This window comes from Bacteroidia bacterium, assembly GCA_037045145.1.
Classification (GTDB): Bacteria; Bacteroidota; Bacteroidia; order AKYH767-A; family OLB10; genus OLB10.
On sequence record JBAOIA010000005.1, the window covers coordinates 25886 to 39282 of the forward strand.

The 13397-nt window shown below is 34.7% G+C and carries 13 protein-coding genes and 1 pseudogene; 5 read left to right on the forward strand and 9 right to left on the reverse strand.

Translation table 11 applies throughout. The annotated features are described in order from the left end of the window. Window positions 1–6 precede the first annotated feature (6 nt). Complete coding sequence (locus tag V9G42_00215; protein MEI2757833.1) at window positions 7–843, forward strand: choice-of-anchor V domain-containing protein; 837 nt, start codon at window positions 7–9, stop codon at window positions 841–843. Between the two features lie 30 nt (window positions 844–873). Here the strand turns inward: V9G42_00215 and V9G42_00220 are convergent, their stop codons facing one another. The 5 genes from V9G42_00220 to V9G42_00240 all read right to left on the reverse strand — a co-directional run bounded on the left by V9G42_00220 (window position 874) and on the right by V9G42_00240 (window position 4736). Beyond that, entirely contained in the window at window positions 874–2172 is a 1299-nt protein-coding gene (locus V9G42_00220) for a glycosyl hydrolase family 18 protein (protein MEI2757834.1), read from the reverse strand. A gap of 62 nt (window positions 2173–2234) precedes the next feature. Next, window positions 2235–2765 (reverse strand): ATP-binding protein, encoded by a 531-nt coding sequence (locus V9G42_00225; GenBank protein ID MEI2757835.1) that lies wholly within the window; start codon window positions 2763–2765, stop codon window positions 2235–2237. After that, a complete protein-coding gene (pnuC, locus tag V9G42_00230; protein MEI2757836.1) occupies window positions 2749–3348 on the reverse strand; it encodes a nicotinamide riboside transporter PnuC in 600 nt (199 codons plus the stop codon). Before pnuC ends, V9G42_00225 begins: the two co-directional genes overlap by 17 nt. 3 nt (window positions 3349–3351) lie before the next feature. Next, the gene (locus tag V9G42_00235; protein ID MEI2757837.1) at window positions 3352–4104 is read right to left on the reverse strand and encodes a geranylgeranylglyceryl/heptaprenylglyceryl phosphate synthase; all 753 of its coding nucleotides are present in this window, start codon (window positions 4102–4104) and stop codon (window positions 3352–3354) included. A gap of 2 nt (window positions 4105–4106) precedes the next feature. Then, window positions 4107–4736 carry a 4'-phosphopantetheinyl transferase superfamily protein gene (locus V9G42_00240; GenBank protein ID MEI2757838.1) on the reverse strand — a complete coding sequence of 210 codons (630 nt, stop codon included), beginning with the start codon at window positions 4734–4736 and terminating at the stop codon, window positions 4107–4109. Between the two features lie 79 nt (window positions 4737–4815). Between V9G42_00240 and ahcY the strand changes: the two genes are divergently transcribed. Next, window positions 4816–6132, forward strand: a complete 1317-nt coding sequence (ahcY, locus tag V9G42_00245) for an adenosylhomocysteinase (GenBank protein MEI2757839.1) — start codon at window positions 4816–4818, stop codon at window positions 6130–6132. Window positions 6133–6436: 304 nt separating this feature from the next. Here ahcY and V9G42_00250 read toward each other — a convergent pair whose 3' ends face one another. Both V9G42_00250 and V9G42_00255 read right to left on the reverse strand, forming a co-directional pair. Further along, window positions 6437–6682 carry a GDCCVxC domain-containing (seleno)protein gene (locus tag V9G42_00250; protein ID MEI2757840.1) on the reverse strand — a complete coding sequence of 82 codons (246 nt, stop codon included), beginning with the start codon at window positions 6680–6682 and terminating at the stop codon, window positions 6437–6439. A 24-nt stretch (window positions 6683–6706) separates the two neighbouring features. After that, window positions 6707–7045 (reverse strand): annotated as a pseudogene (locus V9G42_00255) (MerC domain-containing protein). Between the two features lie 694 nt (window positions 7046–7739). Here V9G42_00255 and V9G42_00260 point away from each other — a divergent pair. After that, entirely contained in the window at window positions 7740–7940 is a 201-nt protein-coding gene (locus V9G42_00260; GenBank protein MEI2757841.1) for a helix-turn-helix transcriptional regulator, read from the forward strand. A 58-nt stretch (window positions 7941–7998) separates the two neighbouring features. Here V9G42_00260 and V9G42_00265 read toward each other — a convergent pair whose 3' ends face one another. Next, complete coding sequence (locus tag V9G42_00265) at window positions 7999–9714, reverse strand: aldolase/citrate lyase family protein (protein ID MEI2757842.1); 1716 nt, start codon at window positions 9712–9714, stop codon at window positions 7999–8001. A gap of 320 nt (window positions 9715–10034) precedes the next feature. After that, window positions 10035–10442, reverse strand: coding sequence for a GNAT family N-acetyltransferase (locus V9G42_00270; GenBank protein ID MEI2757843.1), 408 nt, complete (start codon window positions 10440–10442; stop codon window positions 10035–10037). A 524-nt stretch (window positions 10443–10966) separates the two neighbouring features. Here V9G42_00270 and V9G42_00275 point away from each other — a divergent pair. Both V9G42_00275 and V9G42_00280 read left to right on the forward strand, forming a co-directional pair. Further along, window positions 10967–12742 (forward strand): ABC transporter ATP-binding protein, encoded by a 1776-nt coding sequence (locus V9G42_00275; GenBank protein MEI2757844.1) that lies wholly within the window; start codon window positions 10967–10969, stop codon window positions 12740–12742. Next, complete coding sequence (locus V9G42_00280) at window positions 12726–13346, forward strand: CoA pyrophosphatase (GenBank protein MEI2757845.1); 621 nt, start codon at window positions 12726–12728, stop codon at window positions 13344–13346. Before V9G42_00275 ends, V9G42_00280 begins: the two co-directional genes overlap by 17 nt. Window positions 13347–13397 lie beyond the last annotated feature (51 nt).

Here is a 13397-nt window from a genome sequence, read left to right on the forward strand (position 1 = left end):
AAGGTTATGAAGAAACTCTTTACACTAATTTTCTTTGCAATTGCAGGTCTTGTAGTTGCAGACATTTTAAATGAACAAGGACAAGCAGTTGCTACCGGGTCGCCCGGTGAATTTGATTGTACATCATGCCATACAGGCAATAATGTAAATAGCGGAACCGGTTCTATAACAATTGCATCACCTAACATGCCCAACTGGCAATATGTTCCCGGACAGGTTTATCAAATTGATGTCACTGTTTCGCAAACAGGTGCTCCGCTGTTTGGATTTGGATTTGAAGCACTCAGAACAAGCAACAATACAAACGGTGGCACATTTCAGATTACTAACGCTGCAAGTACTTTTCTAAAAACTGGTTTTATAAATGGTTCGAACAGGACCAATGTTGTCCATAAGAAAAATGGCGGACTGAGCAATGATTCACATACCTTCTCTTTCAACTGGACAGCTCCTGCAACCAACATTGGAAATATAATTTTCTATTCAGCAGGAAATGCAGCAAACAATCAGGGAGATACATTAGGAGATTTTATCTATAAAACGCAACAACTAATTACACCGTCTATTACAGGAATAAATGAAATTCAACAAGCAGATTTTTCTGTTTATCCTAATCCGGCAACAGATTTTATCAATATAATTTTTCCTGAAAGCCAAACTGTAACAACCTATTCTATTCTTGATATTAGCGGCAAAATGGTTGACCAAGGAAAGGTGCTGCATTCTCAGGCGGAATACTTATCTGTTAAACTTCCTGATTCAATGAAAGCAGGAATTTATTTTATTGAAGTCAATAATTTGGGTGATTACAAAAGACAAAAATTTGTTAAGCTCAAGAATTAATAAGTCTGATAAAGTGCTAAAAAATGAAAATCAGTACTTCACAAATTTAACAATCTGATTTTTCAATTTAACATAATACATTCCATTTGACAAGTTTGAAATATCTACCTCCTGCTTGTTTGAAGTACAGTTTACAGACTTGATTTTGTTGCCAAGTAAATCGTTAATATAACAAGGCTCGTTTCCTACTGAATTAGTAGTGATATAAATTTTATCAGAGGCGGGATTTGGGAAGACTGCTATATTCTGTTGGTTCAAATCTGCCAATGAAGTATTTGTACCGAATATTTTCTGAAAGTTTTCGGCATATTGATAAGAGGAAGTTGAGCAATTGTTGACAGCATCCCAATTGATAGACCAGGTCATCATACCACGTAATGTTGGATAGCCCCCTGACTGAACCAAGGTATAGGTACCCGGCTTTGGTCCTTTACCAAGCAAATAATCAAGTGCCGATTTCACGGTGGCTGTATCAGTATAACCACCTCCTGCAGCACTTGTGCAAGCCGGCAAGCCAACAGCTACCTTATGAGCAGCTAAGCCGGCAAACATTCCTCCTGAAGTATTAAACCCTTGAATGACGGCTTCTGTCATGGCAACAATAAAATCGGCAGTGCCTTGTGTATAGATGTTACCATCAATACCAAACATAGATCCGCTGTTATAGAGCTGAACGTGCAATATTTCCAACGAATCGCGCAATGCATCTATTACCGGCAAATAGGCACCCCAGATACTGCCAAAAGCCGACATACCCCCTTGTACAAATGCAGTCTCTGGAGCCATGGTAAGTATCATTCTTTTTCCGTGCGAAGCATAATAGTTGCTCATGATTTGTTTTACTGCATCTATAAGGTTAATAATTTTTGCGTCAATTGGGTTTGCTATTGTTCCGCCACTTACAGCGATAGAACTGCCTTCAAAATCAATATCCAAACCATCAAAACCATAGAAGTCAATTATACTTGTCATACTCGAGACAAAAGAATCGCGTTCCATAGTATTATCTAATGAAACCGGTGCATTAGCACCTCCCATGCTGATAATTACCTTGCGACCCTGATTCTGTAAATTCTGAACCTGTGTAGCAAAAACTGCCGGAGTAACTTGTTCAGGGATAAACTCCATCTGATAGTCTGTACCCAACTGAGGTACTGCAAAAGCAACGTCAATAACATTATAACGTGAATCAACACTATCGAGCATAATGTATGGTGCTGATGGGGTATTCCAGTTATGCCAATAACCAACCAACGCTGGTGACTGCGACAATGCCACAACGGGCAAAATATATAATGCCAATAAAAGTGTAAATTGTTTTTTCATCATTTTTATTTTTTAAGAAAGAAATTTATTCAGATGCGAATTTATCTAATTCCGGAAACCATACATCATTTTAAATGTGGTTTAAGTTTTTCTATATGGTTTAATGCATTTTTTAATCGGCACTCTCCTATTCCACTTACAGTTTGATACCCTAATTCAAAGTTATTCAATTCTTGTACATACAATTCAAACAGTTGCCTTCTGAATTGCGGATGCTCTCTTAAAGGATCGTCTTCCCAGGGAAGATCAATTTCTGTCAACAAGTGCAATGAATAATCACTCTTCTGTATTGCATCAGTAATCCATTTTTCAGTACGGCCATATTTAAAGTCGCTCCAAACTTTTATCACAATTAAGTTAGTGTCGCAAAACAAAAAGTTATTTGCAGTTTTTGACAATCTCTCTTCTTCCGCTAACTGCAATTTAGCGATAACAGATAAATCATCAAAATTATATGGCCTGCTTAAATTCTGTAAATAGCTACGTGCAACTTCAGTTACCCAGGTGGTGTTATAATGTTTGGCTAACTGTTCACTTAACAAACTCTTTCCTGTTGATTCAGGTCCTACAATGGCAATTTTATGAATTTTCCTCATGTCTGATGAGATGGTTCTGCCATTTAAAATAGCCTATAATAGCCATAACTAAATAAATGGAAAACAAAATTGCATACAATGGCAGACCTTTATAAAGATAAATTCCTATATATAAAATATTGGCATCAATCCATACCAACCAATTCTCAATTTTCTTTTCCGCCATTAAATACTGTGCTGCAAAACATACGCTTGTTGCCAATGCATCCCAGTAAGGCAAATGAGCATTAGTATAATGACTGAACCATCCACCCATGCCAATTGTCAATAAAATGATTCCACCAAGTAAAATGAAAATGAGTTTTTTTGAAGCGTTGGTAACAGGCATTTCAGTATTTTGATTACCTCTAAACCAACGTAACCAACCATAGGAAAGCAAGATTATATAAACACCCTGTTGTATAACATCACTATATAAATTCTGATGATAAAAAATATAAAGTGATACAATTACATTTACCAAACTAATAGGAAAATATGCAATCTTTTCTTGTATCCCAAAATAAATTCCAACTACTCCAAACAAAAAGCCAATCCATTCTATCAAAGGAATATTTAAAAACATAATAGTTTGTAAGTCCACAGGCTACAAAGCGTTTAAGGTTTGGTTTAAGTTAGATTTAGCTTTTGCAATTTCAAACATGAGTTCCGGATTAGATTCAATAGCATTTCCTACCACAATAATGTCTGCTCCTGAATTATAAATTTCAATTGCTTTTTCAGCAGTACGAATTCCACCACCCACTATCAATGGCAGGTTTGTATTTTTTTTAACCATTTCAATCATCTGACCGGAAACGGTTCTTCTTGCTCCACTTCCAGCTTCAAGATAAATTACCTGCATACCTAAAAGTTGTCCGGCAACTGCTGTTGAAACTGCCAATTCACTATGGTCATGAGGAATAGGTTTAGTATTACTCACATACTGAACCGTGGTTACATTGCCACTGTCAATTAGAATGTATCCTGTAGGTATTACTTCAATTCCTGATAGTTTTACAGATATAGCACTAAGCACATGTTGGCCGATTAGCAAATCTGCATTGCGACCTGATATTAGCGAAAGATATAAAATAGCGTCAGCCTGCGGATCAACTTGTGAGGCATTACCAGGAAAAAGAATTACTGGCAAGGAAGTAAATTTTTTCAACCATGCAATAGTTTCAGAAATGCTTCCATGAGTTAAAATACTTCCACCAACAAAAAAATAGTCAACTTGATACGCTGATGCATATTCGCAAAGTTTTTTCAAATGCTCTTCATTAACCTTATCAGGGTCAATTAAAACAGCAAGCTGCTTTTTTCGGTTATGAAATTGCTGAAGTAATTGTTGCTTCATATTTATTTTTCGATTGCAATAGTAGTTAGCAGGTGATCCTGAAACGAATATTGAATATCATAGCTGCAAATATCATTATTTAAAATTAACTGACCTTTAATTTCTCCTTGTTGCTGATATTCAAATGGCAAAATACGAAGGTTGTCTTTAAAATCGAGCGATTTTTTACCATAGATTTTATAAATAACTTCTTTTGCACTCCAAAGCATCAGTGTTTTTTGCTGAGGATTGTCAAGTAAAAAAGATGTTTCATCGCTGCGGACAAACTTATGCGAAATAGATACAACAGACCTGTCCAATAGTTCCATATCAAAACCGCAATTGTTGTAACGGTGAAACAGTACGCCCACAAAACCATGTGTATGTGAAATAGAAATGAAACCTTCCGGTGATGCCAGAAAAGGTTTTCCATATTCATTATAAAAAATATCGAAGTGCTTTTCAGGTAATATCTCATGCAAAATCAATCTCACGGCATACCATTCTGCAATACGTCTTTGATGGGTATAGTGTCCGGGTAAATTATATTTTCCATAGAAACGCAGCATTTGTGAAAGCATATTTGTGCTTTCTGTTAAATGCCATATTCCTGTAAAACTATTGTCAGACTTAATTGACTTTATTAGAGGCATAAAATAATCCTTTGTTAGTAGGCAGTAAATGTGTAAATTTGCGCAAAATTTTGAAAATCATACAAATTAAATCAAAAATATGTCAACAGTAACAGATTCAAAACTGAAGTACAAAGTAAAAGACATTTCACAGGCTGAGTGGGGTCGTAAAGAAATTAAACTAGCTGAGGCAGAGATGCCGGGATTAATGTCGTTGCGTGCAGAATTCGGCAAACAAAAACCACTTAAAGGTGCCAGAATTGCAGGATGTCTTCACATGACCATTCAAACGGCTGTATTAATTGAAACTTTAAAAGAGTTAGGTGCAGAAGTTACCTGGAGTTCATGTAATATTTTTTCTACACAAGATCATGCAGCAGCAGCAATTGCAGCAGCAGGAATTCCTGTTTATGCCTGGAAAGGTATGAACAATGAAGAGTTCGACTGGTGTATAGAACAAACGCTGTTTGCTTTTGAAGGCGGCAAACCATTAAACATGATTTTAGATGATGGTGGCGATCTTACCAATATGGTATTTGATAAATTTCCGGAGTTAATTAAAGGTATTAAAGGTCTTAGCGAAGAAACGACTACAGGTGTTCACCGCTTGTATGAGCGTATGCAAAAAGGCACTTTACCAATTCCTGCCATTAACATTAACGACTCTGTAACCAAATCGAAGTTCGATAATAAGTACGGCTGTCGTGAATCGTTGCAGGATGCTATTCGCAGAGCAACAGACCTGATGCTTGCAGGAAAAGTTGCAGTAGTTGCCGGTTATGGTGATGTTGGAAAAGGATCTGCAGAATCATTAAGCAGTGCCGGTGTTCGTGTTATTGTTACAGAAATTGATCCAATATGTGCACTACAAGCAGCTATGGAAGGCTATGAAGTGAAAACAATGGATAATGCCATTCCGGAAGCAGACATTATTGTTACTGCAACAGGAAATCATAACATTATTGTTGACAAGCATTTTAAAGCAATGAAACATAATGCTGTTGTTTGTAACATCGGTCACTTCGATAACGAGATTGATATGGCATGGCTGAATAAGAACTACGGTCATACAAAAGACACTATCAAACCGCAAGTTGACAAATATACCCTTGACGGCAAAGACATTATTGTACTTGCAGAAGGCCGTTTGGTTAATCTTGGCTGTGCAACAGGTCACCCATCTTTTGTGATGAGTAATTCATTCACCAATCAAACACTGGCTCAGCTTGAGTTGTGGAACCATACCGATAAATATGAAAACAAGGTTTACACACTTCCAAAACATCTTGATGAGAAAGTTGCACGTTTGCACTTAAGTAAAATTGGTGTTGAGTTGGAAACGTTAACACAAAGTCAGGCAGACTATATTGGTGTTGCTGTTGCAGGACCTTATAAGCCTGATTACTATCGCTACTAAAATGATGTTTCATTAGATGATAAAGTAAACTGACAATGTGTAATTGATTTTCTGATTAAGAGCTCATTGTAAAATATAAACCGCTGTTGTGCTTAGCATGATGGCGGTTTTTGTTTTTGAAGTACATAGAATTGTCTTCCGTAACCAACAAAAAGTAGTAAAGCATATCTTCTATAAGAATAAAGAAAAATAAAATCGCATTCTAAACGATTCTACATAGTGCGTTTGCCATAACACCAAACAGTTTTACGAAGCATACATGCTTCCATTAAATAAAACCGATCTTGCAAATTGTCCCTATTTTTTAACAGCAATTTTCTCCGGCTTGTATTGGCGGACATTTCATAGTCCCGTAACTACAGTAAACGCAACAATCACCTTCCAATGGTTTTAATCTTGTCCTACAGTTTTCACACTCGTAAAAATATACACAAGCGTCAGTTGGCATAATTTCTGTTTTTTTGTGTCTGCAGTTTGGACAAATCAGCGTTGATTGAGTTTCTATTTTCTTGCCTTTAGATGTAGCGCAGTTGTCACAATTTCCGTGCATTTTATTTCGATTGTAATTCCATATTGTTGCCACTAAAAGTCCAAACATACCTGCGTAAAGAAAAAACATCCAATAGTCGCTTTGGCTAAAGTGATAGGCATAAAAAATTATAAGTCCGCTTGGAATAGATATGAGCAAGGGATATAAACAACGATGCTTTCTATAAGAAATGTAAAGACCACCAACTGAAAAAATGACCATTGCTTGAAAAACCCACATTGTCCAACCACCAAAAAGTTCAAAACTACCCAATCCGAGTGCTGACGCAACAAATGCAAAAAGCGGAAAACAGCAAGGTGAGAAAATAGCAGTCAGGAATACCCCAGCCGTTCCTAATTTATCCATGTTGCTTATCAATTTCATTTTATTTTTTTTGGTAGTACAATGATTGTCTTTTTAACGAAGGTTTGGGCTTTTTGTAGTTAGGCTAAATTGAATAACGAATGTTGAGCCATGTACAAATATCTATTATAAGTCGCTCAGTTCCGCTTGCTACAAACAGAATATTACCTACTATTTTGTCGTGTATTCTTTACTAAACATAAAATATATTTGTCTTTTTGTATAACATTATAGGCTTTTGTACAAAATTAATTATATGTCAAAGTCAATATTATTACCAAACAAATTTAAAAAATCGGATGGTTTATTCTAATACCATCAATTTTAATAGGAATATTTTTAACATTTTCTGATTACAGACCAGATTGGTTAAATGGTAAAATGGTTACAGTTTTTCATTTCAGGACAGATGAAAAATATTTCGCTGTTCTTAATGTAAATTTTACAAATACCATTATTGGTGTATTACTTATTATTGGTGGGTTACATGTTAGTTTTTCAAAGGAAAAAAATGAGGATGAATTTATTTCAAAAATTCGTTTTACATCACTTCTTTGGGCTGTCCTTGTTAATTATGTATTATTAATTATAGCTTTTGTATTTGTTTATGAAATAGAATTTTTCAATGTAATGATATATAATATGTTTACTGTCCTGATAATTTTCATTGTTAGGTTTAACTATATTTTATTTAAAAATTCAAAAAATTTGTCAAATGCAGAATAAAATAAAAGTTGAACGGGCAATTTTAAATATTACTCAAGAGGAACTTGCAAGAAAAATTTCTGTAAGCCGTCAAACTATTAATGCTATGGAATTAAATAAATATGTCCCTTCAACAGTTTTAGCATTAAAGCTTGCCAAAGTCTTTAATAAACAAGTGGAAGATATTTTTTCTCTTGATAAGGACGATTAAATTTCAGGTCACTTCTAAAATAGCTGGCATCGGCACTTTTTTGTAATTGAGCTTTTTTCTATTTGTTATCTTGTTTTGACGCAGCTATTTTTTCTATTTTATCTGCTAGTTTACATACTATTCTGTCAGCTATTAATTTGTGATAATATTTGTTAGCGTGAATTCCATTATCTTGAAATAATTTCTTTCCATCCTTTATCAAATCTGAACCGACAATAAATTTATCCTCAGAAACTTTAATGTTTTTTTTCATAAACGTTTCAAGTCTTTTTGAAATGATCTTTTCCAGTGAAGTATTTGTCCGGATAGCTGGCCCCATAATCAGTAACGGAATATTATTTGTATTGCAATAAAGTGTGAGTTGGTTAATTAACTCTAAATATTTCTTTAAAGCAATTCGATTGTTGCCAACTATTAAGCCGAAGAAATAATTAATATTAGTCCATATTTTTCTTTTTGCAATCTGTGGTCTGTTTGTTGGAAGCAAATTGCAATGTGTATAAAGTAAATCGTACTCTTCCGGATTCAATTGTTTTGAATAAGGCAGATTAAATGTTCTTCTTACTTGCCCCAAATTGTCAATAAATTTATATGAGAATTTAGTTAAGCGCAGGATTGGTTCTGGCCGTATACAAAATACAAGCACGTCAATTGGATTATTATCCAAGTATTTAGTTATTTTAGCAAGGCATGTTTTGAATCTTTCATAACGGATAATATTTACATTAAAATTAACTTTATATTGACTCTCGAACTTATTTTTCATTATTTGATGAAACAAGTCCTCAAATATTATACTCCCTTGAACGGGAAAGCACCCACCAACAAATGTGAAATTAAATTCAGGATTGTGTCTTTTACTTATTAAATTTTTCGCGGACAAGTATTCTTGTGGAGATAAAAATATTTTTTCTCCTTCTGTTATTAAAAATCCACGGTCTTTATTCCCTTTTTCAAATAATTCAATAATTTTATTAGCAAGAGAGTATTCCGCTTTCATATTTAATCTATTCGAAAATTTGTTGAAATAGGGAATTGCTTGTCTATTATTCCTTTGACACAACATTGCTTGATTAAAAGTCAGAACGATTTGCCCACAATCAGTCCCACAAATTGAAAATAGATTTGAAAGCATTTTTTCAAAATCCAAATCGTTGTTAAGTTCTAAAAATGGCGAATTCACAAATTTTAAACCGTGTGGTTGAATTGTTGAAACAATATTTTCAATCCAAGACCAATATTCTCTTGAGTTTTGATGAAAAAAAGGAAAATGATTCACATCTAAATTGTAATCACAATGACCAAATGCAATTCTCTTTATTTTTGGTGACTTAACCTTTGCAATATTTTCTAAATTCTCTATGCCTGCTTTCGTTTCGATAATCGGAATTATTTCTTTATAGGAAATATTATTTTTTTTAAGTTTATCCATTAAATCAATAATTTGCTCCGCACTATTCGTTTTCGGGAGTAAGATTGTATGAATACACTGCAAATTATTTAATATTTTTAAATCTAATGCCTGCTCATTATCGCTATCAGAATTAATTCGAACTCCAATTTTTAGTGATGTAATATCAGTTGTATAGGAAGTTAGAATACTTAGTAATAATTTTCTGTAGGTTACTTTGAGTTCGTGACTTCTATCAACATCTAAGACATCTTGAATGCTATCCTCCAAGTCAAAACAAATTGTTGCGTTTGAGATGTTTTTATCAAGCAATCTGTCTAAGGAAAGTCCTTGGTAATATTTTACAAAATGATATATCTCCATCGTCTAATTGTTAGGTTCAACGTCAGTTTCCATGTGAATTGGGACAAGTTGTGAAAATAATAATTTTATAAATATTTTCAAATATAGGGATAATGTTATGTGCCTACATTATTCCAATGAACAACAAACAACTGCAATACATCAAACAGCAACCTTAAAAAACATTAAGCATACAGAGATAAAAACCAACTATCCAAAAAATGCCGATGTCGCTGAATTTATGCTGTACTTACCTCAGTTCACCAAATAGCAAAAGGCTCTGGAATTCTACACCAATCATGGCATTTTTCTACTCGGCATAATGTTATGCGGCTGACAATTTACTTCAGTTTATTTATGTCATCTAAAAAGTAGCAATTTTCGTGTCGTGTCATACCGATTTTTGGATAATAATTTACTGCTTTAGGAGCAGCAAGTAAAATAAGTTTCGCTTTCGGTGTTTCCAATTTTGTAAGTCGTATAAGTTCTTTTCCAATTCCTTGTTTTTGAAATTTGTTGTCAACGGCTAAGTCTGACAAATAAGTGCAATATAAAAAGTCTGTCAATGACCTTGCTACACCAACTAATTTTCCACCAAGACGGGCAGTAATTATTAAGTTTGCATGTTCCAACATTTTTGCAATTCTGTCTGGTTCGTTAACTGGTCTTCTTTCGCCCAATGTGGAGTTTACTAATACTTCGATAAATTCATCAATGCTTAAGTTTTTTTCTATTTGATATATCAACATAGTCTCTCGAATTAGATTGTTTTTTGTCTGTTGTCAAGTTCGTTGTTCTGTATAACGGTGCTGTCGTCCTAAATTTGGCGCTAATGGCAGTCTCCTGAGTAATCGAAACAAGTTGTGAAAATTTAATTTCAAAAACATGTTCAAATATAGGTATAATTTTGTGTGCTTAATATATTCCAAGTAGCAACAAACAACTACAATACATCAAACAGCAACCTTAATAAATACAAAAAATACAAACTGCGAAAGTTACAAAACCTCCTATAAAAAAATATCGGAGTCTTTAAACATCGAAAATAAAGTAGCCATGATGGAACATACATGATTTTTGACCTAAAACCGTGCCATGTACAGGTGCGATAGCAGTACCTAACCACTGATGAAGATACCGAAGCCTATGCTCCAAAATACATATTTCATAAATACCTTCTCTACCTCACTCCTATTATTATACAAATTTGATTTCAGTTTATTATGTTACTCAATAAACTCCTATTTTTGAAACTCCTAACAAATCAAAAAGTTTGAAAATATTAGTCGGTTATTTAAAGCGTCACTGGAAATTGGTTTTATTAGCCTTACTTCTGGCGGCAGTTAATCAATGTTTTTCTTTGTTGGATCCGTTGATTGCAGGTAAGATGCTGGATCGTTTTGCTATGCATGTTTCAAATTACAATGATGATTTCCCAAAATTCTTTAAAGACATTATCTGGTTTTTAATGGCTTCGATGGGTGTGGCATTGGTATCGCGTATTGCAAAAAATTTTCAGGATTACTTTGTTAATGTAATTGTACAACGCACAGGTGCAGAAATGTATAGCGATGGCATAAAACATTCATTGGAATTGCCGTATCAGGTTTTTGAAGATCAGCGCAGCGGTGAAACATTAGGCAAACTGCAAAAGGTGCGAGCCGACAGCGAGAAGTTTATCAATGCTTTTATCAGTATTCTTTTCCAAAGTGTGGTGGGAATAATTTTTGTAATGGCCTATGCCATAAATGTACATTGGAGCATTGCACCTGTTTTTCTGCTTACTGTCCCTGTTTTGGCTGTAGTAAGTAATATGTTGAGCAAAAAAATTAAAGTTATTTCTAAGAAAATATTGGGTGAGACAACAGCATTGGCCGGTGCAACAACAGAATCGCTAAGGAATATTGAGTTGGTAAAAAGTCTGGGCCTGGCAAATCAGGAAATTAACCGGCTGAATACGGTGACGGATAAAATTCTGAATCTGGAATTAAAAAAAGTGAAGTATATACGCAGTCTTAGTTTTATCCAGGGTACTACTGTGAATTTTCTGAGGACACTTTTTGTTTTCTTACTGTACTATTTGATTTTTAAAGATGATATTTCGCCCGGCAAGATGATGACTTTGATGTTTTATTCTTTTTTTATTTTTGGGCCATTGCAGGAGTTGGGTAATGTTATTGCCATTTATCGCGAAGCACAAGCCTCGCTGAATAATTTTAATGAAATAATGGAGATGCCGCTGGAATATAAACCACAATCACCACATCAGTTAAATGCCATTGAAACTTTTGAGTTTAATAATGTTTCGTTTAAACATATAACAGCTCACGGCCATGCTTTAAAAAACATCAGCTTTAAAGCCAAACGAGGCGAGACTATTGCCTTTGTTGGACCTTCGGGCAGCGGCAAAAGTACCTTGGTTAAATTACTTGTGGGTTTGTATCATCCTGCAGAAGGAAAGATTCTTTACAATGGTATTGACGCAAGCAATATTAATTTGAATGAACTTCGAGAGCAGATTGGTTTTGTGACTCAGGATACACAATTGTTTGCAGGTACAATAAGAGAAAATCTTTTATTCGTAAATCCGCAAGCCGTTGATGAGCAAATTTTGAATGCATTGAATATGGCATCGTGCCACACACTTTTGGCAAGAGCAGAAAATGGACTAAATACTGTTATTGGCGAAGGTGGCGTGAAAGTATCCGGTGGTGAAAAACAAAGACTTTCAATAGCAAGAGCCTTGTTGCGCAATCCTAATTTGCTGGTGTTGGATGAGGCCACTTCTGCACTTGATTCAATTACCGAAGAAGAGATTACTGAAACGATAAAGTCTATCAACAAAAATAAAAATCTTATTACCATACTGATTGCTCACAGACTTTCGACCATTATGCATGCTGACCATATTTTTGTTTTGGAAAAAGGCCAGAAGATTGAAGAAGGAAGACATGAAACACTTCTTGAAGAGAAAGGTCTTTATTATGCCATGTGGCGTCAGCAGATTGGTGAACGCAAAAAAGTAGAAAACGTTGTCATTACTAGATAACATAACAGACTTTGAGATTACTATTTCCGGAAGAATAAAAGATTTACCCGGCAGAAACTCTCATTTAAAATTAGCATCTGTGAACCGCCCTGTATATGAGCCTGACGGAGATTACCGCACCGGAAGTGTTGTGCTACTTATCAATAATAAAAATAATCTGCCCCATCTTGTAATGATTCAACGTGCGGAAGACGGAAAAGTGCATTCCGGGCAAATTGCTTTTCCGGGTGGAAAAGCGGAGACTGATGAAAGTTTGGCAGGTGCTGCAACCCGTGAGTTGGAAGAAGAAATAGGAATAGCAAGTGATAAAATTAATATTATAGGTCAGCTTACAAGAATTTATATTCCACCTAGTAATTACATGGTGTATCCTTTTATCGCCACTCAGGTTCATACATCAGCTTTTATAGCGAATCAAAATGAAGTGAAAGAAATTTTTGAAATCCCGTTGCACAATTTAATAGAAAACAAAGCGATTATCCAGGGAGTGCAACATCAGACAACAAGAGGAATAATTAAAGCTCCTGCTTTCAGAATAAACAATCTGGTTATTTGGGGCGCAACAGCAATGATTTTATCTGAGTTTATTGACCTGCTGGATTAAGTTTTAAGCAAATACTTTTTTATTTAAAGTTTGTTTTTATTTTTACATCCA

Bases quoted from the DNA above. Each gene is read 5' to 3' on its own strand.
- V9G42_00235 (MEI2757837.1), bottom strand. From the start codon at position 4,104: ATGAAGCAACAATTACTTCAGCAATTTCATAACCGAAAAAAGCAGCTT.
- V9G42_00225 (MEI2757835.1), bottom strand. From the start codon at position 2,765: ATGAGGAAAATTCATAAAATTGCCATTGTAGGACCTGAATCAACAGGA.
- V9G42_00270 (MEI2757843.1), bottom strand. From the start codon at position 10,442: ATGTTGATATATCAAATAGAAAAAAACTTAAGCATTGATGAATTTATC.
- V9G42_00250 (MEI2757840.1), bottom strand. From the start codon at position 6,682: ATGCACGGAAATTGTGACAACTGCGCTACATCTAAAGGCAAGAAAATA.
- V9G42_00265 (MEI2757842.1), bottom strand. From the start codon at position 9,714: ATGGAGATATATCATTTTGTAAAATATTACCAAGGACTTTCCTTAGAC.
- V9G42_00260 (MEI2757841.1), top strand. From the start codon at position 7,740: ATGCAGAATAAAATAAAAGTTGAACGGGCAATTTTAAATATTACTCAA.
- V9G42_00215 (MEI2757833.1), top strand. From the start codon at position 7: ATGAAGAAACTCTTTACACTAATTTTCTTTGCAATTGCAGGTCTTGTA.
- V9G42_00240 (MEI2757838.1), bottom strand. From the start codon at position 4,736: ATGCCTCTAATAAAGTCAATTAAGTCTGACAATAGTTTTACAGGAATA.
- ahcY (MEI2757839.1), top strand. From the start codon at position 4,816: ATGTCAACAGTAACAGATTCAAAACTGAAGTACAAAGTAAAAGACATT.
- V9G42_00220 (MEI2757834.1), bottom strand. From the start codon at position 2,172: ATGATGAAAAAACAATTTACACTTTTATTGGCATTATATATTTTGCCC.